General features: G+C 73.4%; 23 protein-coding genes. 7 read left to right on the top strand and 16 right to left on the bottom strand.

Annotated elements, in window-relative coordinates; all coding sequences use genetic code 11:
• Positions 1-198 precede the first annotated feature (198 nt).
• Positions 199-3,285: a hypothetical protein gene (locus ABD332_RS46300; protein WP_344511042.1), complete on the top strand. Its 3,087-nt coding sequence runs from the start codon at positions 199-201 to the stop codon at positions 3,283-3,285.
• 45 nt (positions 3,286-3,330) lie between these two features.
• Here ABD332_RS46300 and ABD332_RS46305 read toward each other — a convergent pair whose 3' ends face one another.
• Positions 3,331-3,990 carry a response regulator gene (locus ABD332_RS46305; RefSeq protein ID WP_344511044.1) on the bottom strand — a complete coding sequence of 220 codons (660 nt, stop codon included), beginning with the start codon at positions 3,988-3,990 and terminating at the stop codon, positions 3,331-3,333.
• The gene (locus tag ABD332_RS46310; RefSeq protein ID WP_344511046.1) at positions 3,987-5,951 is read right to left on the bottom strand and encodes a histidine kinase; all 1,965 of its coding nucleotides are present in this window, start codon (positions 5,949-5,951) and stop codon (positions 3,987-3,989) included. Before ABD332_RS46310 ends, ABD332_RS46305 begins: the two co-directional genes overlap by 4 nt.
• A 194-nt stretch (positions 5,952-6,145) precedes the next feature.
• Between ABD332_RS46310 and ABD332_RS46315 the strand changes: the two genes are divergently transcribed.
• From ABD332_RS46315 to ABD332_RS46325, 3 genes are all read left to right on the top strand, one after another.
• Entirely contained in the window at positions 6,146-7,078 is a 933-nt protein-coding gene (locus tag ABD332_RS46315; RefSeq protein ID WP_344511048.1) for a septum formation family protein, read from the top strand.
• Complete coding sequence (locus tag ABD332_RS46320) at positions 7,075-8,025, top strand: septum formation family protein (protein WP_344511050.1); 951 nt, start codon at positions 7,075-7,077, stop codon at positions 8,023-8,025. The genes ABD332_RS46315 and ABD332_RS46320 overlap by 4 nt, the downstream gene beginning before the upstream one ends.
• A gap of 103 nt (positions 8,026-8,128) precedes the next feature.
• On the top strand, positions 8,129-9,070 hold the full coding sequence (locus ABD332_RS46325) for a septum formation family protein (protein ID WP_344511052.1): 942 nt from the start codon (positions 8,129-8,131) through the stop codon (positions 9,068-9,070).
• A 6-nt stretch (positions 9,071-9,076) separates the two neighbouring features.
• Here the strand turns inward: ABD332_RS46325 and ABD332_RS46330 are convergent, their stop codons facing one another.
• The 10 genes from ABD332_RS46330 to ABD332_RS46375 all read right to left on the bottom strand — a co-directional run bounded on the left by ABD332_RS46330 (position 9,077) and on the right by ABD332_RS46375 (position 18,048).
• Positions 9,077-9,499 (bottom strand): nuclear transport factor 2 family protein, encoded by a 423-nt coding sequence (locus ABD332_RS46330; protein ID WP_344511054.1) that lies wholly within the window; start codon positions 9,497-9,499, stop codon positions 9,077-9,079.
• The gene (locus tag ABD332_RS46335; protein ID WP_344511056.1) at positions 9,496-9,924 is read right to left on the bottom strand and encodes a nuclear transport factor 2 family protein; all 429 of its coding nucleotides are present in this window, start codon (positions 9,922-9,924) and stop codon (positions 9,496-9,498) included. The genes ABD332_RS46330 and ABD332_RS46335 overlap by 4 nt, the downstream gene beginning before the upstream one ends.
• Positions 9,921-10,829, bottom strand: coding sequence for an aromatase/cyclase (locus tag ABD332_RS46340; protein WP_344511058.1), 909 nt, complete (start codon positions 10,827-10,829; stop codon positions 9,921-9,923). Before ABD332_RS46340 ends, ABD332_RS46335 begins: the two co-directional genes overlap by 4 nt.
• 16 nt (positions 10,830-10,845) lie before the next feature.
• Positions 10,846-11,655, bottom strand: a complete 810-nt coding sequence (locus ABD332_RS46345) for an SDR family NAD(P)-dependent oxidoreductase (RefSeq protein ID WP_344511060.1) — start codon at positions 11,653-11,655, stop codon at positions 10,846-10,848.
• A complete protein-coding gene (locus tag ABD332_RS46350; protein ID WP_344511062.1) occupies positions 11,652-13,016 on the bottom strand; it encodes an acetyl-CoA carboxylase biotin carboxylase subunit in 1,365 nt (454 codons plus the stop codon). Before ABD332_RS46350 ends, ABD332_RS46345 begins: the two co-directional genes overlap by 4 nt.
• Before the next feature lie 5 nt (positions 13,017-13,021).
• Positions 13,022-13,504 carry an acetyl-CoA carboxylase biotin carboxyl carrier protein gene (locus tag ABD332_RS46355; protein ID WP_344511064.1) on the bottom strand — a complete coding sequence of 161 codons (483 nt, stop codon included), beginning with the start codon at positions 13,502-13,504 and terminating at the stop codon, positions 13,022-13,024.
• Positions 13,501-15,141 (bottom strand): carboxyltransferase subunit alpha, encoded by a 1,641-nt coding sequence (gene accA / locus ABD332_RS46360; RefSeq protein ID WP_344511066.1) that lies wholly within the window; start codon positions 15,139-15,141, stop codon positions 13,501-13,503. Before accA ends, ABD332_RS46355 begins: the two co-directional genes overlap by 4 nt.
• Positions 15,138-15,401 carry an acyl carrier protein gene (locus ABD332_RS46365; RefSeq protein ID WP_344511068.1) on the bottom strand — a complete coding sequence of 88 codons (264 nt, stop codon included), beginning with the start codon at positions 15,399-15,401 and terminating at the stop codon, positions 15,138-15,140. Before ABD332_RS46365 ends, accA begins: the two co-directional genes overlap by 4 nt.
• A complete protein-coding gene (locus ABD332_RS46370; protein WP_344511116.1) occupies positions 15,398-16,645 on the bottom strand; it encodes a ketosynthase chain-length factor in 1,248 nt (415 codons plus the stop codon). The genes ABD332_RS46365 and ABD332_RS46370 overlap by 4 nt, the downstream gene beginning before the upstream one ends.
• 80 nt (positions 16,646-16,725) lie before the next feature.
• Complete coding sequence (locus tag ABD332_RS46375; protein ID WP_344511070.1) at positions 16,726-18,048, bottom strand: beta-ketoacyl-[acyl-carrier-protein] synthase family protein; 1,323 nt, start codon at positions 18,046-18,048, stop codon at positions 16,726-16,728.
• Between the two features lie 107 nt (positions 18,049-18,155).
• Here ABD332_RS46375 and ABD332_RS46380 point away from each other — a divergent pair, with 107 nt between their 5' ends.
• From ABD332_RS46380 to ABD332_RS46390, 3 genes are all read left to right on the top strand, one after another.
• Positions 18,156-18,857 carry an SDR family NAD(P)-dependent oxidoreductase gene (locus ABD332_RS46380; RefSeq protein ID WP_344511072.1) on the top strand — a complete coding sequence of 234 codons (702 nt, stop codon included), beginning with the start codon at positions 18,156-18,158 and terminating at the stop codon, positions 18,855-18,857.
• Positions 18,858-18,986: 129 nt separating this feature from the next.
• Positions 18,987-19,601, top strand: a complete 615-nt coding sequence (locus ABD332_RS46385) for a TetR/AcrR family transcriptional regulator (RefSeq protein ID WP_344511074.1) — start codon at positions 18,987-18,989, stop codon at positions 19,599-19,601.
• A 202-nt stretch (positions 19,602-19,803) separates the two neighbouring features.
• Entirely contained in the window at positions 19,804-20,604 is an 801-nt protein-coding gene (locus tag ABD332_RS46390) for an AfsR/SARP family transcriptional regulator (RefSeq protein WP_344511076.1), read from the top strand.
• Here the strand turns inward: ABD332_RS46390 and ABD332_RS46395 are convergent.
• The 4 genes from ABD332_RS46395 to ABD332_RS46410 are packed head-to-tail and all read right to left on the bottom strand — an operon-like array spanning position 20,582 to position 25,600.
• A complete protein-coding gene (locus ABD332_RS46395) occupies positions 20,582-22,204 on the bottom strand; it encodes a dipeptide ABC transporter ATP-binding protein (protein ID WP_344511078.1) in 1,623 nt (540 codons plus the stop codon). The two genes, ABD332_RS46390 and ABD332_RS46395, sit on opposite strands and share 23 nt — an antisense overlap.
• Positions 22,201-23,037, bottom strand: coding sequence for an ABC transporter permease (locus ABD332_RS46400; RefSeq protein ID WP_344511080.1), 837 nt, complete (start codon positions 23,035-23,037; stop codon positions 22,201-22,203). The genes ABD332_RS46395 and ABD332_RS46400 overlap by 4 nt, the downstream gene beginning before the upstream one ends.
• The gene (locus ABD332_RS46405; RefSeq protein WP_344511082.1) at positions 23,034-23,978 is read right to left on the bottom strand and encodes an ABC transporter permease; all 945 of its coding nucleotides are present in this window, start codon (positions 23,976-23,978) and stop codon (positions 23,034-23,036) included. The genes ABD332_RS46400 and ABD332_RS46405 overlap by 4 nt, the downstream gene beginning before the upstream one ends.
• Positions 23,963-25,600 (bottom strand): ABC transporter substrate-binding protein, encoded by a 1,638-nt coding sequence (locus tag ABD332_RS46410; RefSeq protein WP_344511084.1) that lies wholly within the window; start codon positions 25,598-25,600, stop codon positions 23,963-23,965. The genes ABD332_RS46405 and ABD332_RS46410 overlap by 16 nt, the downstream gene beginning before the upstream one ends.
• Between the last annotated feature and the right edge of the window lie 303 nt (positions 25,601-25,903).

Here is a 25,903-nt window from a genome sequence, read left to right on the forward strand (position 1 = left end):
ATTCGTGTCCGCCAGCCGACAGCGGCGGTCCGGGGTGGCAGGGACAGCCGTCCCTGGTGCCCGGGCCCACTCCCCGCTCAGGGTCGGGCTGGCCTGCGGCGAGCGGCGCCCGACCGGGCACGCCGCCGCGGCCGGAAGGGAAACACGATGGTCAGAACACGACGGCAGCGGCCGCGGTCGAGATTGTTCACCGGGCGAATGCGGCTTCTGCTCGCGGCGATGCTGACGCTGGTGACGGTCGCCGGTGGCAGCGTCGGGGACGCCGGTGCCGCGTACGCGGCGGTCCAGGTACAGATCGACCCCCTCGCACTGAGGGATCGGCTCTTCTCGGCGCACATGCGCAACCGGGCGCAGGGCGTGCAGGGGCTGGAGCACATGTTCCTCAGCGCCGAGATGGTCGGCTACCGCCAGACGCACCCCAACGCCACCGCGAAGGACCTGATGGACCACGCGGTCATCATGGGCAACTGGTACGACAGCCAGCTGCGGACGGAGGACCTGGAGCGGCCGGCGTACGAGTTCGTCGTGAAGCTGATCGAGCTGTCGGCGAACCACCCGGCCGGGGAGGTCACGGCGCCGATCATGCAGGCGCTGATCGAGTCGACGCTCGGCCCGCAGCTGAGCGTCCATGGCAACATGGTCGACCAGGTCGCGGCGTCGCAGTTCATGTACTCGTTCTTCGACCAGGTGTACGCGGTCGAGGACCGGGTTTGGGGCGCCGTGGCCCGGCTCGGCATGGACGATCCGACGTTCGCGGCGGCCTGGGACGGCCAGTTCGGCGTCAGGTACAACGTGTCGTCCAAGGCCGGCTCGGACCAGTTGCAGGCCGACCCGGTCATCGCGACCTACATCAACGTCAAGGGCCTGCTGGACCACGGGTACAACGCGCAGGACTACGTCAACGACGGCAACGGCCAGCTCAAGCAGCTGCTGGACAAGATCAACGCCCGGCTCGCCGAGTCCACCGCGGCGGCCAACGCGCTGAACGCGCAGTTCCCGATCAACGGCGGCAACCCGACGCAGGCGGCGCTGGACCAGGCCAAGGCGCAGGCGGCCCAGCGGCAGCAGTGGATCCACGGCGCCGCCGGTGCGGTCCAGCTGCTGTCGACGCTGATCGGGTTCGCCGACTATCGGGCAGGTCGGATCGCCGCCGTCACCGGGAAGGCGGCGGTCCAGATCGCCACCGCGGTCAACGCCTGGCTGCCGACGATCGCGTCCAAGGGACTCGTCGCGGCGCTGACGTCGATGAGCGCGCTGATGATGGCGGGCAACGTGCTCGGCGCCATCCAGACGCTGGTGCCGCTGTTCGGCGGGTGGCCTTCGCCCGACGAACAGATCTGGGACGAGCTGCGGCAGCTCCGCCAGGAGGTGGTCACCATGTCGAACCAGATGAGCGAACGGTTCGACCGGATCGAACCCGCGCTCACCGAGATCTACAGCCAGATGCTGTCGCAGTTCGGAATCCTGCTGCAGCTGCACGACGCGACGAGCCAGCAGCTGGCCGACATCACCAGCCAGCTCGCTGCCCTGACGTACAAGGTCGAATTCTGGGGACTGGCGATCTTCGAGGCGGAACGAGCCGAGCGCTCCATCCCGGTCGCCTACTGGTTCAACGATGCGGTCGGCTTCAAGCCGATGCACGGGTACGACCTGCCGTGGAATGACAAGAAGCCCGCCACCTATCTGGGCGCTGCCACCGACCTCTTGACGTCGGCCGACACCGTCGCCAAGAACGAGCCGATGGCCCGCACGATCCCACTGAACCTCGAGGCTCCCGACACGGACGCCAACACGGTCCTGGACGGCTACCACGCCTCCGGAGCGATCCAGTACCTCAACGCCTATGCCCGCCAGTATCTGGGCATGCCCGGCACCGACGAGGTGGGCCTGACGCCCAACGCGGAGTTCTGGCTGGGGGCCACGGAGCCGTACAAGATGCTGATGGCGCAGAATCCGGGCCATTCCAGGACCCAGCCGGGCCTATCGGACGGATTCATCAAGTCGGGCAACGCCATCCTCAGCGGTGCGGCGACGTTCAGCAAGCCGCGCACGCCGACCGGCGACAACCCGGCCCGGCTGAACCCGATCATCGAGAGCCTGATCAAGCGGTACCGAGCTGGATCGGACGGGCTCCTCACCGAGCTCGAAAAGCTGCGGGACGTGCCGCGGGTGGGGCACCCGGCGTACAACCAGTTCGGCCCGGCGAACCAGGCGGTGCCGAACAAACCGACGGCCGAGCCGACCATCGTCGAGGACTGCACGCGGGCGGGCGCCCCGAAGCGGAACCGACCGGCCAACGTGCAGCTGCTGGCGCTTCCGCAGGAGCTGTGGGTCGCATCGTACGCACGGGCGAACACCTCGGTCCGCGTGTGCTACGACACCAACTGGGAGAACATGGTCCAGCCGGAGGAGCCGGGCGGCGACAAGCCGTACGCCATCTACGCGGACCTGAAGGTGACCATGCGCATCCAGCAGGGCTGGGACGGTCAGTTCAGCACGGTCCGGCAGTGGGAGAAGGTGTTCCCGTACGGCAGGATGGGCCAGTACTACCCGCCGCGGTCGGGACAGACGTCCTGGCAGACGTCGCCCGACCAGGCGCTGAGCGAGAAGTGGGACCCGACCTACAAGGCGCAGTTCGAGACGTCGGCACCGATGACGGTCTCGGCGGACGCCGCCGCCATCACCCGGGTCCGCAACTGGCACAACTCGGTCGCCGGCAACTACTACGCCGAGGTCGAGCGCAGGATGACGACGGCGGGTGATCAGCTGAACACGTACGTACGCCAGATGACGACGGCGGCCCGGCTGCTCGACGCGTACGTGCGGCTCGGGTTCGGCCGCTCGCTCCAGCAGGACGAGCAGCTGGCCCTGTACCTGGTCGGCGTGGACAAGCTGCCGTCCGAGTACCGCTGGTCGCAGGTCGTGGCGCCGTTCAGCAAGGCGCGCAGCACCTACTGTTCGGCGGTCCAGAACAACCAGTGCGTCGTGCGGCCGGACGGGACGTTCGACCCGCGTACGGGCCAGAACGAAGGCAGGTACAAGCTGCTGTCGTGCGGCTGGACGACCAACCCGGACCGTCCCGTGGTCAACCCCGACCCGGTGGCGGACTGCGTCTGGTGGCTGTCGGCCTTGCGCTCGAACCGCGTCCGGGACTCGCTGGAGGCCGCGAGCGTGCGCCTGGCCACGCATCCCGGCTACACCGAGGGCATCCCGGCCGTGGAGATGATGATGCAGAGCCTCGAAACGGCAAAGGCCATCGCTCAGCACGCCGCACCCAGTTCCTGAACGGCACCGCGTGGGGCGGGCGAGCGCCCGCCCTACGCGGTGGGACTACGGTCCGCCGAGACCGGCCTCGCGGGCCCGGATGATGGCCTGGCCGCGGTCGGGGGCCCGGATCTTCGTCAGTACCCGCGACAGGTGGTTGCGCACGGTCTTGGTGCTCAGCGCCAGCCGCCGGGCGACCGCCGTGTTGTCCAGCCCGGCCGCGACCAGGTCGAGGATCTCCAACTCGCGCTCGGTGAGCTGCGGAAACGCCGCCGGCGCCCGGTGCGCGGCCGGGCTGAGCAGCCGCACCGCCCGCGCCGCAACCCCGCGGCCCAGCAGCACCTCGCCGTCCGCGACCGCGTGCACCGCCCGCTCGATCTCGGTGGGTGAGGCCGTCTTCAGCACGTAGCCGCGGGCGCCGGCGCGGAGCGCGGCGAACACCGAGTCGTCATCGTCGAGCATCGTCACCACCAGCACACCGAGCTGCGGGTCCGCCTGCACGGCGGCCCGCGTCGCCACCACCCCGGACCCGTCGCCCAGCCGCAGGTCCATCAGCACCACGTCGGGCCGGTGCTCGGCGATGACCGCCGCGCCGGTCGCCGCGCCGTCGGCCTCCCCCACGCAGCTGATGCCGTCGAGCGTGGACAGCAACGCGACCATGCCCATCCGGAACACCGGGTGGTCGTCGACGACGACCACCCGCACCGGCGAGCTCACCGCGGTCATGGCCGCCGCACCGGGATGGTCAGCCGGACGGCGGTGCCGCCGGCTCGGCCGTCGACCGTCAGCACGCCGCCGAGGCCTTCCGCCCGTTCACGCATCGACTGCAGGCCCACCCCGGCACGCGCCCGCGTCCCGAAACCGTTGCCCTGGTCGAGCACCGACACCTCCACACATTCAGTCTGCCGGTGTACCGCGACCGTGCACGCGTCGGCACCGGAATGCCGGTGCACGTTGCGGACCGCCTCCGTCACCACCGCATAGATCGCCACGACAGCGTCCTCCGGGAGCGGCACCGCCTCCGCCTCCACCCGGACCGTCAACCCGACGGCGGCGTACCGGTGACTCAGCTCCTGCAGCGCGGGCAGCAGCCCATCCGTGTCCAGCACCGGCGGGACCAGGTCACGGGCGAGGTCCCGCACCTGTCCCGCGTAGCGGGCGGCCTCGTCGCCCAGCCCCGCGAGCAGCCTGTCGGCCGCCGCGACTGCGGGCCGGTCCAGGTCGGCCCGCAGGAGGTTGCGCGCCCCCGCGAGCGCGAACCCCATCCCGCTCAACGCCGGGCCGAGGCCGTCGTGCAGGTCGCGGCGAAGCTTCCGCCGCTCCGAGTCGCGCGCCTGCGCCACCCGGGCCCGCGACCGGGTCAGCTCGCGGTCCAGCCGGGTCAGGTCCACGAGAGCGGCCACGACCGGCGCCAGGCCGGCCAGGGTCGCCGCGGACCGGCCGTCGAGCCGCTCCCCGGCCGGGGGCCACGCCACGAGCTCCCCGATGGCCCGCCCGTCGCGGGTCAGGGGCACGCTCATCGGTTCACCGGCCAGTCCCGTCACCAGGACGCCCACCGCCGCGCCGTCCACCGTCACGACGCACCCGACGAGCCGCATCGACGCCGCGATCCCCTCCGCGACGTCGCGGAGCTGCCGGCCGGGCTCCGCCGCGCCGTGCAGGCCGTCGCTGACGGTGCGGATCAGGTCGGCGGTGCGCTCGCCGTACACCAGCCGGTCGACGCGACGCTGCGCCCACTGGCGCACCGGAGAGAACGCGATCGCGACCGCGGCCGTCGCCAGGATCTGCGGCGTCGGCGCGCCGGTGGCACCGACCAGCGCGACCGAGCCGGCGTAGCCCGCCACGACGAGCGTGGTCATCAGCAGCCACAGCATGGTGCGCCGCACGGCGATGTCGACCCGCCACAGCCGCAGGCGGAGCACGACCGTGAAGACCGCCGCCGGGAAGAGCGCCTGGGAGGCGAGCATCAGCAGCGGGGGCGCGACCCCGCTGGCCGCCGGCGCGACCGCGAGCGGCAGGAACGCCAGCGACAACAGCACGGTCGCCCACGCGAGCCAGCCCAGGCCGCCCTGCTCGGTGGCCGGGGCGCGGTGCCGGCGCAGGAACACCCCGGCGGCGGCGGCGAGACCGAGCAGCACCAGCACCGGCTCGCTCCACCCGAACACCGCCCGGCGAAGCCCTTGCGGCACCGCACCGCCGGCCCGGGCGGTCCACGGGTCCGTCGCCACGACCACGGTGACGATCCCGATGAACGCGACCCCGAAGGCCAGCAGCGCCCGGACCCCGGCGGTCGGCCGCCGCGGCGGCAGCAGCCACGGCAGCAGGATCAGCAGGCCGAACAGGCCGGGAATCCAGGCCCACGACCAGGCGTCGGTCAGCAGGCGATGGGTCCACAGCCCCGGCATTCCGGCGGCGAGCAGCCCCCAGGTGCGGCTGAACCCCGACACCGCACCGCCGACCCCGGCCGCGACGAAGATCCAGCCCGCCGCGTGGGAGGCCCGGCGGAGCACCACCCATGCGGCGGCGCCGTAGACGGCACCGTCCAGCACATCGACGAGGACGTAGAGCTGGACCGTGTCCAGCGGCGGCCGGGCCACCGACCAGGCCGCCACCGTCGCGGCGGTGAGGCCGAGGGTGAGCACGAGGACGGCCCAGGCCAGCGCCGGGCGGCGTCGAACGATCGCCATGTACGGCAGCGCCTCCTGCGGACTGTGACTCGATCCGGCGGCCCGAGCGTAGACCGCGGCGCAAAACCGTCGCGGGCACGGCGATCTCTTCGGCGGCGACATCGACCCGCACGGCTGTTGACATCCCGGCCGGCGACCGCAGACAGTCATCATCTCCACCGTCCGGGTGGAGATCCACGGGGGAACGAGAGTCGATGAAGCGTGCTGTCCGGGCGGCTGCCGCCGCCGTCCTCGCCGGGCTGCTGCTCGGCACGTCCGGCTGCGGCCTGACCGCCGCCGGCGTCGACGGCGAGCTCACCGACGACTGGCCGCCGCTCGCCGCGCCGAAGTTCGACCTGCCGGCCGTCGGGGCGTGCCTGAGCACCACGACGAAGACCCCGTTCGACCCGGCCTACACCGTGGCCACCCCGATCGAGTGCGACCGGGCCCACACGCTCGAGGTCGTCCTGGTCGGCACCGTGGAGGGCAGCGCCGCGCAGGCGCCGGCGCCCCCGAAGCCGGGCAGCGAAGGCTTCCAGGCGTCCTACACGGCCTGCGGCAAGGCGGTCGCCGGCTACGTCGGCGGCGAGTGGCACACCGGCCTGCTCGGCATCGATGTGCGGCAGCCGACCAGCCAGGCCTGGCAGGGCGGGCTGCGCGACTACGTCTGCTCCGTCGTCGCGCTCAGCGACGCCTACGGCGTCATGCAGATGAACACCGGGTCGCTGAAGGGCTCGCTGACCGGCGCCGCGCCGAGGGCGCTGCGCTGCCTGGCGGCCACGGGCACCACCAGGTCCGACGGCTGGTGGGAAGACATGTCGACGCTGACCCCGATCGACTGCGCGCAGCCGCACGAGGCCGAGTTCGCCGGCACCATCCAGGTGGGCCCGGCCACCGGCTCCCTTCCCGCCTCCGACGTGCTGCGCAAGCGGTCGCTCGGCCCGTGCTGGGACGTCGTGGCCAGGTTCGTCGGTCTCAGCGGCAACGAGCTCGACGCCCGCGAGGAGTTCTGGGCCGCCTGGGACGGCATGGGCAGATACCAGTGGGAGGCCGGCGACCCGTACCAGCGCTGCTTCGCCCTCTTCCGCCCGGGCAAGAAGGCCCGCGCCACGGTCAAGGGGCTCGGCAAGAAGGGATTCCCGGCATGACGGCACGTACCCGGGCGGCGATCGCCGCCGTGCTGGCCGGCGTGCTGCTCGGCGCGTCCGGCTGCACCCTGCCGCCCGCCGGCGCGGACGGCGACCTGATCGACGACTGGAAGGCCCTCACCGCGCCGAAGTTCGACCTGCCGGCCGTCGGGACGTGCCTGGAAGGCAGCGCGGCGACGACGACCTTCAGCCCGTCGACGGTGCGCGACGCCGAGACCCCGTGCGACCGCGACCACACGTTCGAGGTCGTCCTGGTCGGCACCGTCGACGGCAGCGCCGCCCAGCGGGCCGTGCCACCCGAGCCGGGCGGTGGGCCGGGCGGCGAGGCGTACCGGGCGGCGTACAAGACGTGCAGCGCGGCGGCGGACGCCTACGTCGGCGGCGACTGGCACACCGGCCTGTTCGGCGTCACCATGCAGATGCCCGCGCGCCGCTCCTGGGAGGGCGGGCTGCGCTCCTACGTCTGCTCGGTCCTCGTCCTCAGCGACTTCTTCGGCCGGATCGGGTCGTCCACCGGCTCGTCGAAGGGCTCGCTGACCGGCGCCGCGCCGAAGGCGATGCACTGCCTCGACGTCAACGGCGACAAGGGCTCCGACGGCTGGTGGGAGGAGGTCCGTGCGATGACCCCCGTCGACTGCGCGCAGCCGCACGAGGCCGAGTTCGCCGGCACCGTCCAGGTCGGCGCGGACATCTCCGGCGAGCTCCCCTCCACCGATCAGCTGCAGAAGCTGGCGGGCGAACGCTGCTGGCCCGCCGTGGCGAAGTTCATGGGGCTCACCGGGGCCCAGCTGGACTCGCGCCGCGACATCGGGGTCTTCTGGGACGGCTTCGACAAGGCGATGTGGGACGCGGGCGACCGCACCCAGCGCTGCGTCGCCCTGTCCTACCCGGGCAAGAAGCTCCGCGCGTCCATCAAGGGGATCGCGACGAAGGCACTTCCGGTCTGACCTGGGCAGGTGTGACCGGATCGGCATTGACATCCCGTCGCGCGGCGAAGACAGTCGTGGTCGCCACCGGACGGTGGCGCTGCAACGGGGGAAACGAGAGACGATGTTGACGCCTGCCCGGACGGCGATCGCCGCTGCCCTCGCCGCCGTGCTGCTCGGATTGTCCGGTTGCGGCGTCAAGGTCCCGGGAGTCGACTCCGACCTGGTCGACGACTGGCAGCCCCTCGCCGCGCCGCGGTTCGAGCTGCCGGCCACCGGGGCGTGCCTGGACCGGGACGCGCAGCCGTCCTACAACCCGTCGTCGCTGCTCGGCGCCCGGGTCGCGTGCGACCGCCCGCACTCGCTCGAGGTGGTCATGACCGGCACCGTCGAGGGCGACGCCGCGCAGGCCTCGGAGCCACCCGCAGCCGGCAGCGAGGACGCCAAGGCGGCGTACGCGGCCTGCGGCAAGGCCGTCAGCGACCACGTCGGCGGCGACTGGCACACCGGCATGCTCGGCATCAACGTCCAGATGCCGAACCGGACACCGTGGAGCGGAGGCCTGCGCACCTACGTCTGCTCCGTCTACGCGACAAGCGACGTCTACGTCTACAGCTCCGGCTCCCTGGTCAGCTCGTCCCTGAAGGGTTCGCTGACCGGCGCCGCACCGAAGGCGCTGCACTGCATCGAGGTCAACGGCGACAAGGGCAAGGACAACTGGTGGGGTGACATCCGGGCGCTCACCCAGATCGACTGCGCGCAGCCGCACGAGGCCGAGTTCGTCGGCACCGTCCAGGTCGGCGCCGGCGTCGGCGGCGCGCTGCCCTCCCACGACCTGCTGAAGAAGTGGACGACCGACCGCTGCTGGCCCGCCATCGCGAAGTTCATGGGCCTCACCGAGTCCCAGCTGAACACTCGCAGCGACATGGGCATGGCCTGGGACGGCTTCACCAAGGCCGGCTGGGACGCCGGCGAGCGCAACCAGCGCTGCTTCGCCCTGTTCAACCCCGGCAAGAAGGCCAAGGCCTCGATCAAGGGCCTGGGCAAGAAGGCCCTGCCCGTCTGATCACCGTCAGCTGACGGCGTCGTGGGTGATCCGGCGGGCGGCGACGAGCCAGCCGCCCGGCGCGGGCACCAGCAGGTCCTCGCCGGTGGTGCTGTTGTGGACCACCGGGCGGCCGGCGGCGGGCGTCTCGACGTTAAAGGCGGCGAACCTCGTCCGCAGCGCACCGCCCGGCGCGGGGTCGACGACGAGCATGTCCAGCCAGTACCGGCGGACGACGGCGGAGCCGGCGCGCTTCGCCACCGCGGCCCGCAGCGCACCGGCGATCGCCGCCCGCCCGCGACGCTGCGCCGGTGCCCCGCCGGCGAACGTCCTGCCGGCGGGGGCGACCTGGGTGAAGACCGCGTCGACGGTGAAGGTGGCCGCCCACGCGTCCACCTCCCCGGCATCGAGCAGGTGCAGCTGCCGCACGTAGAAGGGGAGCAGCGTCACGGGGTCCAGCCGTCGTGCACCACGTAGCGGCGGCGGACCAGGAAGGTGTCGCCGTCGGGGACGAGGACGTCGTCGGCCGCGGTGCTCAGGTGCAGCGCCGACTGCCCGCCGGCCGGGGTCTCGATGACGAGCGCGTAGTAGCGGGTGGTGACGGTGCCGTCGGGCTGCGGCTCGACGGCGAGCATGCCGAGCCAGTGCCGGCGGACCACGCCGCGGGCGGCCAGCGCGTCGGCGGCCTTGCGCAGCCGCCCCCCGATCTCCGCCCGGCCCTGGCGCGGTGCGGGGCGGCGGTCCTGGCCGAACTCGCCGTCCTCGGTGAAGGTGTCCGCCCACTCCTCGGCGCGGCCCTCGTCCAGCAGCCGCATCTGCACGGCGTAGAACTGCTGCACCCGCTGGTAGAGACCGGTGTCGACGGCGGTCGTCATGCGGTCACCCCGGCGACGTGCCGCAGGGTGGCGAGGCTGTTGGCGCCGAGCGCCTCGCGCACGAAGGTGCGGGCATCCGCGACGGTCCTGCCCTCACCGAGCACGGGGACCACGGCCGACGGCCGCAGCACCACCCGGTGCTGGGACGTGGCGGTCACGAGGCCGTCGCGCTCCTCGAACGTCCATCGTCCCGTGTGGACGCTCAGCAACGCCGGCGGCCGGGTCTGCTTGTAGACGATGCGCAGGCCCGGCAGGCTGACCCGGATCGACTCGGTCGTGTGGCTGGAGCCGTCCTTCGCCAGGGTCTCCATCCGCAGGCGCTGCACGCCGGCCGGCTCCTCGCCCAGCTCGACGCCGACGACGTGCGGCAGCCGTGCGGGCCAGTGCTGCGCGTCCCAGATGAAGGCGTGCGCGTCCCGCGCGGAGCCGGCGAACTCGACGGAGTCGGAGAACGTGAAGTCGATGCCGGGGTCGGCGAGCGCACCGGCCTCCAGCGCGGCGAGCTCGGCGACGCTGTTGCGTTCGACCGCCTCGGCGATCCACGCCAGGCCCGACGGGTCGTCGTCGATCGCGCGGTACGTGTGGGTGAGCACGACCCGGCTGTGCCCGTCGGCGGCTTCCTCGACGTGCCACTCGCCGCCCATCGACGCCACCGGCGGCGCCGACACCTCCTGCCGGAACGTGATCCTCCGGGCGACGGGGTCGAGGATGCGCAGCGAGGTCCACGACTTCACCGCACCGTTCGCGGTCGCCCACAGCTGCAACCGCTCCTCACCGTCGGACAGCGGGGTCGCCACGGCGTGCACGGTCGGCGGGAACAGCGCCGGCCATCCGGCCGCGTCGGCGAGCAGCGCGTACACCCGGTCCGGCGGCGCGGCGACCGTGATCTCATGGGAGACAGTCATCGTCGGTCCTCGTTTCCTAGTAGTTGCCGAGCCCGCCGCAGACGTTGATCGCCTGGGCGGTGATGGGGTCCGCGGCCGGCGTGACGAGGTACCCGACGAGCGCCGCGACCTCGTCAGGCGTCGAGTACCGCCCGAGCGGGATCTTCGCCTGGAACCGGTCCAGGACGTCGTCCTCGGTGGTCTGCCACGCGGCGGCGTAGCCGGCGCGGACGCGCTGCGCCATCGGCGTCTCGACGTAGCCGGGGCAGACGGCGTTGACGGTCACCCCGGTGCGGGCCAGTTCCAGGCCCAGGGCCTTGGTGAAGCCGATGACGCCGTGCTTGGAGGCGGAGTAGGGCGCGCCGAGCACGACGCCCTGCTTGCCACCGGTGGACGCGATGTTGATGATGCGGCCGCCGGGGCGCCCCTCGAGCCCGCCGGCGGTGAGCGCCTCCCGGGTCACGTGGAAGACGGCGGTGAGGTTGGTGGCGATGACGTCGTCCCACAGCTCGTCGGCGATCGCGGAGGTGACCCCGCCGCCGCTGCGGCCGGCGTTGTTGACGAGCACGTCGACGGGTCCGAAGCGTTGCACGGCGCCGGCGACGAGGGTGCGGATCTGGCCGGTGTCGCGGACGTCGGCGGCCTGCCCGTCGACGTCGAGGCCCTCGTCGCGCAGCTCCTTCACGGTGAGGGCGACGGCGTCGGCGTCGCGGGCGCACAGGTACACGCGATGGCCGGCTCCGCCGAGGGCACGGGCGACGGCCAGGCCGATCCCGCTGGTGGCCCCGGTGACCAGCGCATGCCGGGGCCCGGCGGGCGCCTTCGGCTTCGCCGCTGTCTCGGTCATGAATCCTCCTGAGTCTCGGGCTGGGACTGCAGCCGGGCGACGAGCCCGGTGTCGTGGGTGCCGGCGCGGAACGACGCGTCGGCGAGGACGTCGCGGAGAAAGCCGGCGGTGGTGTGCACGCCCGGCCCGTCGACCCGGAAGTCGGCGAGGGCCCGCCGACTGCGCGCGATGGCGGTGTCCCGGTCGGGCGCCCACACGATGAGCTTGGCGAGCAGCGAGTCGTACGCCGACGGGACGCTGTAGCCGGGGTACGCGTGCGTGTCGACCCGCACGAACGGCCCGCCGGGCACGGTGAACGCGTCCAGGCGGCCAGGTGCGGGCGCGAAGTCGCGGGCCGGGTCCTCGGCGTTGACGCGGCACTCGATCGCGACGCCGCGGGGCGCGACGTCGGCCTGGGTGAGGCCGAGCGGCTCCCCCGCGGCGATCCGCAGCTGCTCGGCGACCAGGTCGAGGCCGGTGACCGCCTCGGTGACCGGGTGCTCCACCTGGATGCGGCAGTTCACCTCGAGGAAGAAGAAGTCCCCGGCGTCGTCGAGCAGGAACTCGAAGGTGCCGGCGCCGACGTAGCCGGCCGCGAGCGCGCCACGGACGCTGGCCTCGCCCATGCGCGCGACGACGTCCCGCGGTACACCGGGCGCCGGGGTCTCCTCGATGAGCTTCTGGTGCCGGCGCTGCACGGAGCAGTCGCGCTCGCCGAGGTGCACCGCGTTGCCGTGGGCGTCGGCGAGGACCTGGATCTCGACGTGGCGGCCGTTGGGCAGGTACCGCTCGATGTAGACCCGGTCGTCGCCGAACAGCGCCTGTGCCTCGGCACGGGTGCGCAGGTAGGCGTCGGCGAGGTCGGCCGCGCGCTCCACGACCCGCATGCCGCGCCCGCCGCCACCGGCCGCTGCCTTGATGATGACGGGGTAGCCGACACCGCCGGCGACGGCGGCGGCCCGCGTGACGTCGTCGACCGGCTCGCCGGGCAGCAGCGGCAGGCCCGCCGCCGCCATCAGCGCCCGCGCCGCGGTCTTGTCGCCGAGCGCGGCGATGACCTTCGGGGGCGGACCGATGAACGTGAACCCCGCCGCCTCGCACGCCTCGGCGAACGACGGATCCTCGGACAGGAAACCGTATCCGGGGTGGATCGCGTCGGCGCCGACCCGTTCGGCGGCGGCGAGCACGGCGGCGTAGTCGAGGTAGCTGCGCCGCGCCGGCCCGGGCCCGATCTGGACTGTCTCGTCGGCGTACCGCACGACCGCCGACTCCCTGTCCACTGTGGAGTGCACGGCGGCGACGCGGATGCCGAGCTCCCGGCAGGTCCGGGCGACCCGCAGCGCGATCTCGCCACGGTTGGCGACGAGGACGGTCCCGAACACCGCCGTCACCCGCCGTCGAGGGCGAAGAGCGGCTCGCCGTACTCGACCGGCGCACCGTCGGCGGCGAGCGCCTCGGCGATCCGGCCGGCGCGCTCGGCGTGGACCGGGATCATCAGCTTCATCGCCTCCACGATGCCGATCTGCTGCCCCTCGGTGACGGTGTCGCCGACCGCGACGAACGGTGCGGCGTCGGGCTCCGGCGCCCGGTAGAACACGCCCACCGCCGGCGAGGTCAACGCCGCTCTTGCCGGCGTTTGCGGCGTCGGTACGACGGAACCAACGTTGCGGTCCGCGGTCGGCACGGCGGCCGGGACGGGCGGCACGGCGCCGAACGAGATCTCCACCGCGACGTCACCGACGGACACCCGCACCAGCTCCGGTCGCGCCCCTGCCTCGTTGGCGAGCAGCAGGACGGTCCGCCGGACGGCGTCCAGCACCCCTGCCGCATCCGGCCCGGCGCCGTCCCGGGCCTCCGCCAGGGTCGTCATGCCGCGACCTGGTCGACCGGGGCGCCGAAGCGGCGGAAGCGGGCGTGGCGGCCGACGATGAGCCGCGGCGCGTTCAGCGGCAGGAGCGACCGCAGCTCGGTGACGAGCGCGGCCCGCAGCAGCCGCGCCGCCTCCGCGTGGTCGGCGGCCGCACCGCCGGGCGGCTCCGGCACGACGCCGTCGACGACGCCGAGGCGCAACAGGTCCGCCGGGCGCAGCCGCAGCGACCTGGCCGCCCGCGGTGCCTGCGCCGGGTCGTTCCACAGGATCGCCGCGCACCCCTCGGGGCTGATGACGGAGTAGACGCCGTTGGCCAGGACGAGCACCCGGTTCGCCAGGGCCAGGGCGAGCGCCCCGCCGCTGCCGCCCTCGCCGGTGACGACGGCGACGACGGGCACGGGCAGGCCGGCCATGAGCCGCAGGTTCTCGGCGATCGCGACCGCCTGCCCCTGCTCCTCCGCCTCCGGACCCGGATACGCGCCTGGCGTGTCGACGAGCGTCACCACGGGCAGCCCGAGCTTGGCGGCGAGCCGCATCAGCCGGGCCGCCTTGCGGTAGCCGGCGGGCGTCGGCATGCCGTACCGGCTGCGGGACAGCTCCTTGGCGGTGTGCCCCTTCTGGTGGCCGATGACGACGACCGGGATCCCGTCGAGCCTCGCCAGTGCGCCGATGACGGCCGGGCACTCGCCGGAGATCCGGTCGCCGTGCAGCCGCACGACGTCGGTGAAGATGCGGTCGAGGTAGTCGGCGGTGCTGGGCCGGCCGATGTCCCGCGCCAGCCGCACCGTGTCCCACGCGTCGCGGTCCTCCAGGTGGTCGGCGTCGCGGATCACGACGTCGCCGGCGGGCACCGGGTGCGGCGGCCCTTCGCGGCGGCTGCCGACGGCGACGATCCGGGCGATGGTGTCGCGCAGGGTAGCCCGGGGCCGGACGGCGTCGACGAGGCCGTGCTCGAGGAGGAACTCCGCGGTCTGGAAGTCGGCGGGCAGCCGCCGGCCGATGGTCTGCTCGATGACGCGCGGCCCGGCGAACCCGAGCCTCGCCCCCGGCTCGGCGATCGTGACGTCGCACAGCGAGGCGTAGGAGGCGGCGACGCCACCGTACGTGGGGTCGGTGATGAGTGCGACGGTCAGGATCCCGGCCTCGTCGAGCTGACCGATCGCCTGGCTGGTCTTCGCCATCTGCATGAGCGCGACGGCGCCCTCCTGCATGCGGGCGCCGCCGGACGCGGGCACCAGCAGCAGCGGACAGCGCTGTGCCAGGGCGGTCTCGGCGGCCCGGGTGACGAGCTCGCCGACGGCTGAGCCGAGGCTGCCGCCGAGGAACCGGAAGTCCATGACGGCCGCGACGACGGCGACCCCGCCGATGGTGCCGCGCACGCAGACGACGGCCTCGGCGAGCCCGGACGCGGCGCGCGCCCGATCCACCTTGCCGCCGTATGAGGGGAACTGCAGCGGGTCGGCGTCGGACACCGGCGCGTCGAGCGCGTGCATGCTGCCCGGGTCCAGCAGCTGGGCGATCCGCTCGTGGGCGGTGAGCCGGTGGTGGTGCCCGCATTCGGGGCACACCCCGAGGTTGCGGGCGAGCTTCGGCTCGTACAGCGGGATCCGGCAACCGGCGCACAGGGCGAAACTCACCGCGCACCGGCCCGGGCCTGGTTGACGATGCCGACGAACTCGTCCGGGGTGCGAGCCTGCACGACGGTGTCGTCGGCGAGCCGCACCCGGTAGTCGCGTTCGACCCGCCCGGCGAGCTCCAGCAGCGCCAGGGAGTCGTAGCCGAGGTCCTCGAACGGCACGGCGCCGATGTCGCCGTCGAGGCCGCCGGTCTCGTCCTCGCCGGCGACCTCGCGCAGGAGCTCGCGGACCCCGTCGACGGTCAGTTCTCTGCTGCTCATGCTGCTGCTCCTTGTCGGTGCGCTGCGGTCGGGTGGTGCAGGACGACGGCCGCGTTGAAGCCGCCGTACCCGCGGGCGACGACGAGGGCCGTGCGCAGCCGCGCCGGGCGCGCCGACGTGACCAGGTCCAGGTCGTGGGCGAGGGCCGGGGCGTCGACATTGACGGTCGGCGGGATGACGCCGTCGCGCAGGGCGAGGGCCGCGGTGGCCACGTCGAGCGCGGCGCCGCCGGAGGCGAGCCGGCCGGTCATCGTCTTCGGCGCGGTCACCGGGGTGCCGCGCGGGCCGAACACGGCGGCGAGCGCGTCTGCCTCGGCCCGGTCCAGGGCGGGCACCCCGGCCGCGTCGGCGAAGACGACGTCGACGTCCGCGGCGGCGGCACCGGCGTCCGCGAGCGCGATCTCGATGGCGCGGCGCAGCGTGCCGGGCCGCCCGCTGTCCTGCGGCGGGTCGAAGGTGGCGGCGTACCCGGCGACGACGGCCAGGGGTGCGGCGCCGCGGGTGGCCGCCGCGGCCGCGTCCTCGACGACGAGGATCGCGCCGCCCTCCCCCGGCACGTAGCCGGCCGCGTCGCGGTGGAACGGGCGGAACGCGGTCGCGGGGTCCTCACCGGTCGCGACCCGGCCGTTGGCGACCTGCGCGATCCAGCCCCACGGGCACAGCGCGCTGTCGACACCGCCGGACAGCACGACCGGGATCCCCTTGCGGATGTGCCGGCGGGCCTGCGCGAGCGCGTCGAGGCCGCCGGCCTGCTCGGTGACGAGGACGCCGCTGGGGCCGCGCAGGCCGTGCCGGATCGAGATCTGGCCGGTGTTCACCGCATAGAACCACGCGAACGACTGGTAGGCGCTGACGTGCTCGCCGCCGAGGCTCCACAGCTTCTCCAGCTCTCGCTGGCCGAACTCGAAGCCGCCGGAGGCGCTGGCGGTGACCACCCCGGCCGCGTACGCGGGCAGGGCGGCGGGGTCGAGTCCGGCGTCGGTGAGGGCGAGGTCGGCGGCGACGAGCGCGAGGCGGGTCATGTGGTCGGTCTGCGGCAGCAGCCGGCTCGGCAGGTGCCGGCGCGGCTCGAAGCCGCGGACCTCGCCGGCGAGCCGGGCCGGGTAGCGCTCCGGGTCGAAGCGGGTGATCCGGCCGATGCCGTTGCGCCCGTCGAGGGTCGCCCGCCAGTAGTCCTCGGTGCCGAACCCGTTCGGCGCCACCACACCGATCCCCGTGATGACGGCGCCCCGGCCTCCCGTGATGCCGGCGTCCCGGCCTTCCGTGATGCCGGCGTCCCGGCCTTCCGTGATGCCGGCGCCCCGGCCTTCCGTGGTGGGCGCGGTCACGGCCGCACCAGGACCATGGCGCTCTGGAAGCCGCCGAAGCCGCTGCCGACGGACAGGACGGTGTCGGTGCGCTGCTCCCGGGCGTGCAGCGGCACGTAGTCCAGGTCGCACTCGGGGTCGGGCTCGTGCAGGTTGGCGGTCGGCGGAATGACGCCGTGCTCGATCGCGAGGGCGCTCGCGGCGATCTCGATGGAGCCGATCGCGCCGAGCGAGTGCCCGACCATCGACTTGATCGAGCTGACCGGGGTGCGGTACGCATGCGCGCCGAGGCTGAGCTTCGCCGCCGCGGTCTCGTGCCGGTCGTTCTGCTTGGTGCCGGAGCCGTGCGCGTTGAGGTAGTCCACGGCGGTCGGGTCGAGGCGGGCCTCGTCGAGCGCGACCCGGATCGCCTCGGCCATCTCGACCCCGTCGGGGCGCAGGCCGGTCATGTGGAAGGCGTTGGCGCGCCCGGCGAACCCGGCGATCTCCGCGTACACGCGGGCGCCGCGGGCCCGTGCGGCGGACAGCTCCTCCAGGACGAACACCGCCGAGCCCTCGCCGAGCACGAAGCCGTCGCGGCTGCGGTCGAACGGGCGCGACGCGTGCTCGGGGTCGTCGTTGCGGGCGGTGGTGGCCTTGATGGCGTCGAAGCAGGCGACCGTGATCGGGGAGATCGGTGCGTCGGTCGCGCCGCCGATGACGACGTCGGCGGAGCCCTCGCGGATCAGGTCGGCGGCGTGGCCGAGCGCGTCCAGGCCCGACGTGCAGCCGGTGGAGACGACCGCGGCGGGGCCCTCGGCGCCGGCCGCCCAGGCGACCTCCGCGGCCAGGGAGCTCGGCACCAGGTAGTCGTACAGGTGCGGCACCGCGTACCGGGGGTCGACGTGCCAGTGCCGGCCGGCGTCGCTGACCACGGCGTACTCGCGCTCGAGGCTGGTGGTCGCGCCGACGGCGCTGCCGATGACGGTCGCGGTCCGGCCGGGGTCGCGGGCGTCGAAGTCGAGACCGCTGTCGGTGAGCGCCTCACGGGCCGCGACGACGGCGAACTGCGCCGCCCGGTCCATGCGGCGGATCTCCTGCTGGGTCAGTCCGGCGGCCACCGGGTCGAAGTCGCACTCGGCGGCGACCCGGGAGCGGAACGCCCCGGCGTCGAACGCGGTGATGGTCCGGGTCGCGGTCCGCCCGCTGGTGAGCAGCGCCCAGAACGCCTTGGTGCCGACCCCTCCGGGGGCGACCACGCCGATGCCGGTGATCGCCACCCGGCGCCGGTCCCCCGCCGCATGCGCCCCGTCACGTGGAACGCCGGCGACCCGGCGCCGGTCTCGCCTCGCATCTGCCATGCCGAGAACGTTGACAGCGGCCGATGGAGCGGCGACCACGACCGGCCTGGAGGCGGGCTCCAGGTGTTGTGTAGCACCCGTGGACGGGGGCTGCGGAGGCTGTCCGCATGAGTCTGGACGGGCGGGTGGCGGTGGTGACCGGGGGTACCCGGGGCATCGGCAGGACGATCGCGGCGGCGTTCGCGGCGCGGGGCGCCAAGGTGGTGGCCGCGGCGCGGTCCGCGGAGCCGCCGGACGAGCGGGTCGACGTGACGGACCCGGGCTCGGTCCGGGACCTCTTCGACCGGGTCGAGGCGCGGTTCGGCCGCGTCGACATCGTCGTGGCGAACGCCGGGGTGAGCCGCCCCGGGCCGGTCGCCGGGCAGGCGCCGGAGGCGTTCGCGGACGTGCTCGCCACGAACGTGGCCGGCACGTTCCACACCATGCAGGCGGCCGTCCCGGCGCTGCGGCGGGCCGGCGGCGGCCGGATCCTGACGCTGTCGTCGGCGCTCGCCACCCGGGCGACGCCGGGGGCGGCGGCCTACAGCGCGTCGAAGGCGGCGATCGAGGCGCTCACCCGCACCGCGGCGGTGGAGCTGGCGCCGCACGGCATCACGGTGAACTGCCTGTCCCCGGGGATCATCGCGGAGGGCATGGGCGAGCAGCTCATCGGCAACGCGGCGGTGTGGGCGAGGTACGGGCCGCGGCTCGCCGCGGGGCGGCCGGGCACCGGCGAGGAGGTCGCGGCGGTCGCGGTGTTCCTGGCCGGCGCGGGCGCGGGGTACGTCAACGGCAGCGTCGTGGACGTGCACGGCGGTCTGGACTGGTAGCGGTCTGGACTGTACCGTCTAGTATGATCGACGGGCGACGGAGGGGTGGTACGCGTGGCGGGTTCGAGCACGACGGTGGCACCCTCCGAGGTCGCGCCCCGCGGACTGCCCGGCAAGCGCACCGCCATCATGCGGGCGGCGACCCGGATCTTCATCACCGCCGGCTATGAGCGGGCCAATCTCGACACGATCGCGGCCGAGGCGGGCGTGTCGAAGCAGACCATCTACAACCACTTCGGCGACAAGGAGCGGCTGTTCGTCGCGGTGGTCGACGAGGCGCGCACCGGCGCCGACCGTGACACCGAGCTCGACGAGTCGCTGCTGACCGACCCGGCCGCGCTGGAGCAGGACCTGCTGCGGCTCGGCCGGCAGTTCCTCGCCGCGACGCTCGACCCCGAGGTGTCGGCGCTGCGCCGGCTGATCATCGCCGAGGTCTCGCACCACCCGCAGCTGCACCGCTCCTGCGGCGCGGACGAGCCGCAGTCGGGGCCGAAGCTGCTGGGCTGGCTGATCCAGCGGGTGGCCGTGCTGACCGCCCAGGGCGTGTTGAGTGCGGACCGCCCGGACCGTGCGGCGGCGCATTTCGTGTCCCAGCTCACCTATGAGGGACAGCAGCGGTCGAAATATGGCACGCTCGCTTTGGCGTCCTGGGAAATCGACGAGATCTGCGCCGACGCCACCGATCTTTTTCTCCGCGCGTATCGGGTTGCACCTGCTCAGGGGCGCACGAAGAGCCGCAGATAGCGTCTGATTTCCTACCTTGACCGTAGTATTTACCTACGATACGCTTCAATGTAAGCGGTAAAAGCCGCAGCGACGACCGCGCCCAATCCCTGCAATGACGCAAGCGGCGAAGTCGGACCAAAATCCTATTAATCCGATAGGAGACGCAGTGAAACTGGGAGTTCTTGGCCCGCTCCTCCTTTGCGCTGACGGGGCGATCCAGGTGCCGACCGCACCGAAGCAGCGGCAACTGCTCGCGCTGCTGCTGCTCAACGCAAACCAGGTGGTGCCGGTGAGCCAGTGCATCGAGGAGCTGTGGGAGTACAACCCGCCGGCGAGCGCCGTGTCGACGCTGCACACCTACATCATGCAGCTGCGCCGCATCCTGCGGCTGGGCAACGAGCGGGACGCCACCTGCGCCGGCCGCCTCGTCACCCGCGACCGCGGCTACCTGTTCGTGTCTCGGCAGGGCGAGCTGGACGTCGACGCGTTCGAGGACCGGCTCCGCGACAGCCGGCAGGCGCTCGGCGACGGCGACGACCCGGCGGCCGCGGCGGCGCTGCGCGACGCGCTCGCCGTCTGGCGCGGCCCGGCGCTCGTGGACGTGCAGCCCGGCCCGGTGCTGCGCACGTGGCTGGCCAGCCTGGAGGAGAGCCGGCTGTCCACCATCGAGCGCCGCATCGAGGTCGACCTGCGCCTGGGCCGGCACCAGGAGCTGATCGGCGAGCTCAGCGCGCTGGTCGAGCGGCACCCCGTCCACGAGAACCTGCACGCGCACCTGATGCTGGCGCTGTACCGCTCCGGTCGCCAGGTGCACGCGTTAGAGGTCTTCACGCGGCTGCGGACGGTCCTGTCCGACGAGCTGGGCCTGGAGCCGTCGCCGGCGCTGCGCCGCCTGCACCAGGCCGTGCTCTCCTTCGACCCGGCGCTCGACGCGCCGCCGGTGCACGTGCCGTCGCGCTTCTCCATCGACCTGGACCTCGGCCGGATCCGCCGCGTGCTCAGCGAGCCGTGCCGGGTGTGACGACCTCCAGCCGCGGCACCGCGTCCAGCAGCTGTCGGGTGTACGGGTGCCGCGGCGCGGCGAACACGGTCTCGACCGGCCCGTCCTCGACGATCTCACCGGCGCGCATGACGGCGACGCGGTCGCTGAGGTGGTGCACCACCCCGAGGTCGTGCGAGATGAACAGCATCGCCACCCCGAGCTCCGCCCGCAGGTCGGTGAGCAGGTCCAGGACCTGCGCCTGGATCGACACGTCGAGGGCGGACACGGGCTCGTCGCAGACCAGCAGCGCCGGCCCTGGCGCAAGGGCGCGGGCGATGGCAACCCGCTGCCGCTGCCCGCCGGACAGCTCGACCGGCCGCCGGTCGAGCACCGCGGCGCCGAGCCCGACCTGGTCCAGCAGCCGCAGGACGCGGCGGCGTCGGTCGCGCCGGGGATGGCCGATGACGCCGAGCGGCTCGGCGACGATGCGCTCGACCGGGTGCCGCGGGTCGAACGAGCTCAGCGGGTCCTGGAAGACGACGCCGATCCTGCGCCGCAGCGGCCGCCGGTCCCGCTCCCGCAGCGCGCTCCACGGACGCCCCTCGAGGAGCACCTCGCCGCCGTCCGGTGCCAGGAGCCCGAGCGCGACCCGGGCGACGGTGCTCTTGCCCGACCCCGACTCGCCGACGAGGCCGAGGATCTCGCCGGCGCGCAGCGTCGCCGACACGTCCCGCACGGCGTCCCGGGAGCCACCACCCGGCAGGCGGAACCGTTTCGTGACGCCGCGGAGCTCGAGGACGGGCTCCCCCGGTACCGACGCCGCCGACGCCACCTGAGCGGCCTGACCGCCGGAGAGCCTGGTGCCGCGGGGGTGCGCGCCAGGGACCGCGGCGAGCAGCTGGCGGGTGTAGGGGTGCTGCGGATCGCCGAGCACCTGCGCCGTGGGGCCAGACTCGACGATCACGCCGTCGCGCATCACCGCGGTGCGGTCCGCGAGGCCGGCGACGACGGCGAGGTCGTGGCTGATCAGCAGCAGCGCGGTGCCGGTCGCCTTGCGCTCGGCGAGCAGGGCGAGGATCTGCGCCTGGACGGTGACGTCGAGCGCGGTGGTCGGCTCGTCGGCGACGAGCAGCGACGGCCCGGCCGCGATCGCCGAGGCGATGAGGGCCCGCTGCCGCAGCCCGCCGGACAGCTCGTGCGGGTGCTGCCGGGCGCGCTGCTCCGGCTCCGGCACGCCGACCTCGCGCAGCAGCTCCAGCACGCTTCCCCGGCGGTCCTTGACGTCCGCGCGCAGGGCCTCGGCGATCTCGGCGCCGACGGTGCGCAGCGGGTCGAGCGAGACGAGCGCGTCCTGCAGCACGAGACCGATCCCCCGGCCGCGGACCTCCCGCCAGCCGCGAGGCCTCAGCCTGCGCAGATCCCGCCCGGCGAACTCGATGCGGGCGGCCTCCACCTCGGAGGACGGCCCGGTGAGGCCGACGAGGGTGCGGGCCGTGACGCTCTTGCCCGACCCGGACTCGCCCACGACCGCCAGGCACTCCCCCGCCTCGATCTGGAACGACACGCCCCGCACGGCCTCGACCCGCTCGCGTCCACTGTGGAACGTCACCCGCAGGTCGTCCACTCGCAACAGTGTCATCGGAGCCCTTCGAATCGTCGTTGCCAGCGGCGGCCGAGGACGGTCACCGCTACAACTGTCACGGTGATGGCCAGGCCGGGGAAGACGCCCACCCACCAGGCGGTGGACAGGAAGTCACGGCCGTCGGCGAGCATCGCGCCCCATTCCGGGGTCGGCTGGCGCGGGCCGAGGCCGAGGAAGCTCAGCGACGAGCCGATGATGATGGCGCTGCCGGTGCCGAGCGTCGCCAGGACCAGCACCGGGCCGAGCGAGTTGGGCAGCACGTGCCGCCAGACGAGGCCGATCGGGCGGACGCCGACGGCGATGGCGCTGGTGACGTAGTCGGCGCGGCGCACCGACAGCGCCTGCCCGCGGATCATGCGCGCGTACCCCGGGACCGCCGCGAACGCGATCGCGACGAGCTCGCTGACCGGGCCGGGTCCGAGCACCGCGATGACCAGCAGGGCGAGCAGGATGCCGGGCAGCGCGAGCAGCACGTCGACGGCGCGCATGAGCACCTCGTCGACCAGCCGCCCGCCGAGCGCCGACAGCAGCCCGAGCAGCGTGCCGGCCACGACGGCCAGGGCGGTCGCGGCGACGCCGGTGACGAGCGAGATGCGGGCGCCGTGGACGATCCGCGCGTAGACGTCCCGGCCGAGCTGGTCGGTGCCGAGCCAGTGCGTGCCGTCCGGCGGCCGCAGCGCGATGAGCGGGTCGACCTCGTCGGGCCCCGCGGCCAGGCTGTCCGGCACGAGCACCGCGACGAGCAGCGCGGCGAGGACCACGCCGGCGACGACGACGCCCGCCGCCGGCACCCGTGGCCTTGCTTTCGCGGTGACCGCGATGTCGGTCATGGAGCCGCTCCCCGCAGGCGTGGGTCGATGACCCGGTACAGGCCGTCGACGAGCGTGCTCACCACCACGAACACCACCGCGACGAACAGCACCATCGCGATGACGACCGGGAAGTCGCGGCTGCTGATGGCGGCGAGCGTGACCCGCCCGAGGCCCGGGCGGGCGAACACCGTCTCGACGAGCACCGCCCCGCCGAGCAGGTGCCCGACGAGCCAGCCCGACAGGGTCACCGCCGGGCTCAGCCCGTGCCGCAGCACGTGCCGCGCCCGCACGCCGAGCTCGCCGACGCCCCTGGCCCGCACCGACACCACGAACGGCTGCCGCAGCGCCCCCTCCATCCCGTCGCGCAGCACCTGGGTGAGGATCGCGCCGACGGGGACGGCGAGGGTGACGGCGGGCAGGATCAGCGCCGCGGGGCCCTGGTCGACGCCGACCGGGACCAGCCGCAGCCGGAACGCGAACACCGAAAGCAGCAGCAGCCCGAGCCAGAAGCTCGGCGTGGACACCGCGACCAGCTCGACCGCCTGCGCGACGCCACGGGCGACCCGCCACCGGCCGGCGGTGAGCGTGGCGACGAGCACCGCGCCCGCGAAGGCGAGGAGCGTCGCGGCGAGCGCCAGCTGCACGGTCGGCCACACCTGCTCGCCGATGATCGCCGACACCGGTTGCTGCAGCTGGTACGAGCGGCCGAGGTCACCGCTCGCGAGCCGGGCCAGGTAGTGCCCGTACCGCACCGGCAGCGGCAGGTCGAGGCCCATCTCGTGCCGGATCAGCGCCATCGTCTGCGGCGTGGCCGGCGCGCTGCCCACCAGGGCGCGCGCCGGGTCACCGGGGATGAGCTCCATCGCGAGGAAGGTGACGGTGGCGGCGCCGAGGAGCACGCCGAGACCACCGGCGAGCCGGCGCAGCAGCCACCGCACCCTGCTCACTTCGTCAGCCACACGTCGTAGAGCAGCGGGAACGAGGCCGGGTCCGACCGCAGGCCGTGCACCTTCGTCGACGCCGCGAGCAGGTACGCGGGCACGTAGACGGGGAACGCGGCGGCGTGCTCCTGCACCCACAGCTGGGTGCGGCTGTAGGCGTCCTTGCGCTTGGCGTCGTCCGCGGTGGCGGACGCGCCGTTCACCCAGCCGTCGACGGTCGCGTCGTTGACCCACGAGATGTTCTGGCCGGTGAGCGGCTTGCTGGTGGAGGCGAAGAAGATGCGCAGCAGGTCGGGGTCGGCGCGGGTCCAGCTCTCGTCGAAGATGTCGTACTGGGCCTTCGCGACGAGCCCGAACAGCTCGGCGGTCTGCACGCTGGTCCGCACGACCTCGATGCCGATCTTCTTCTCCGCCGCCTGCACCGCCTGGGCGAACGTGCCCCGCTGCTGGACGGCGGCCTGCTGCTGCGTGTACGGCCAGACCACGGCGAGCCGTTTGCCGTTCTTCGTGCGGTACCCGTCAGCGTCGCGGGTGGTCCAGCCGGCCTCGTCGAGGAGCTTGTTCGCGGCCGCCTCGTCGTACTTCGTCTTCTGCTCCAGCGACGGCTCGTAGTACTTCGTGTTGGGCGACAGGACGCCCCACGCCCGCTTGTACTGTCCGAAGTAGACGCTCTTGACGAGGGTGTCGACGTCGAGCGCCTGTTGGAACGCCTTGCGGACCTTCTCGTCGTCGAACGGCGCCCGCGACGTGTTCGGGTACAGCGTGTAGACGGCCCCCTGCGCGTCGGTGCGGACGAGCTGGAGTGCGGTGTTCGCCTGCACCGCCGCGACGTTGGGCACCGGCACGGCGCTGATCCCCTGGACCTCACCGCTGGTGAGCGTGCCGAGCCGGGTGGCGCTCTCGGACAGGAACCGGATGACGACCTTGTCCAGGTGCGCTGGCCCGGTGTGCTTCGCGTTCGGCGGCGCCGAGGTGTAGGTCGCGCTGCGCGTCAGCGTCACGTTCTGCTGCCGGGTGTGGCTGGTGAACACGAACGGTCCCGACCCGACGACGTGCTCGCACAGCGCCCCCGCGTAGTCGGTGAACGCCTTCGGCGACTGGATGCCGAGGTACGCGGTGCTCGCCGCCTGCAGGAACGGCTGGAACGGCGCGCTGAACCGCACCTCCGCGGTGTGCTCGTCGACGACGGTGGTGCCGGTGTACGGCCCGATCAGGGTGCTGGCGTACTGCGACTTGGTCTCCTTGGCCACGATCCGGTCGAAGTTCGCCTTCACCGCCGCCGCGTCGAACTTCGTCCCGTCGTGGAACGTGACGTCGGTCCGCAGGTCGAACGTGTACGTCTTGAGGTCGTCGGAGACCTTCCACGACTTCGCCAGCCACGGCTTGAAGCCGCCGTCGGCGTCCTGCACCACGAGCGAGTCCACGACCCCGCGGGTGATGAACGCGGTGGCGTCGGCGAGGCTGACGTGCGGGTCGAGGCAGCTGGGCTCGGAGTCGATCGCGTAGTTGAACGTCCCACCCGCGACCGGCGCCCCCTCCCCTGCGGCGCCCTCACCGGACGCGGGCGTGGACCCGCACCCGGCGGCGGCTAAGAGACTGAGCGCGGTGGCGGCGGCCGCCAGAGTACGGAGCTGTCGCATATCGGGAGGTCCTGTCGTCGATGCCAGCGGGGGACGCGATGTCGCCCAGCGTGATCGAACCGGGTAGATCTTCCGCACAGTTCCGCTACAGTCCGCGTGGAGCCTCGCTGGAGGAGCCTCCCAGCCGCCGCGGTACCGCCACTGCATCGACCACCGTCAAGCTCCGTGGCATGGACTTTCTCCGTCGCCTCGGCGCCTACCTCCTGCGCGCCATCGTCGACCTCGGCCACGACATCAGCCCCGTCCCCCTCCCGCGCAGGGAAGACCTCGACGACGCACCGTGACCATCGCCCCGTCCCGCAC

The organism is Dactylosporangium maewongense (assembly GCF_039531485.1).
Taxonomy (GTDB): domain Bacteria; phylum Actinomycetota; class Actinomycetes; order Mycobacteriales; family Micromonosporaceae; genus Dactylosporangium; species Dactylosporangium maewongense.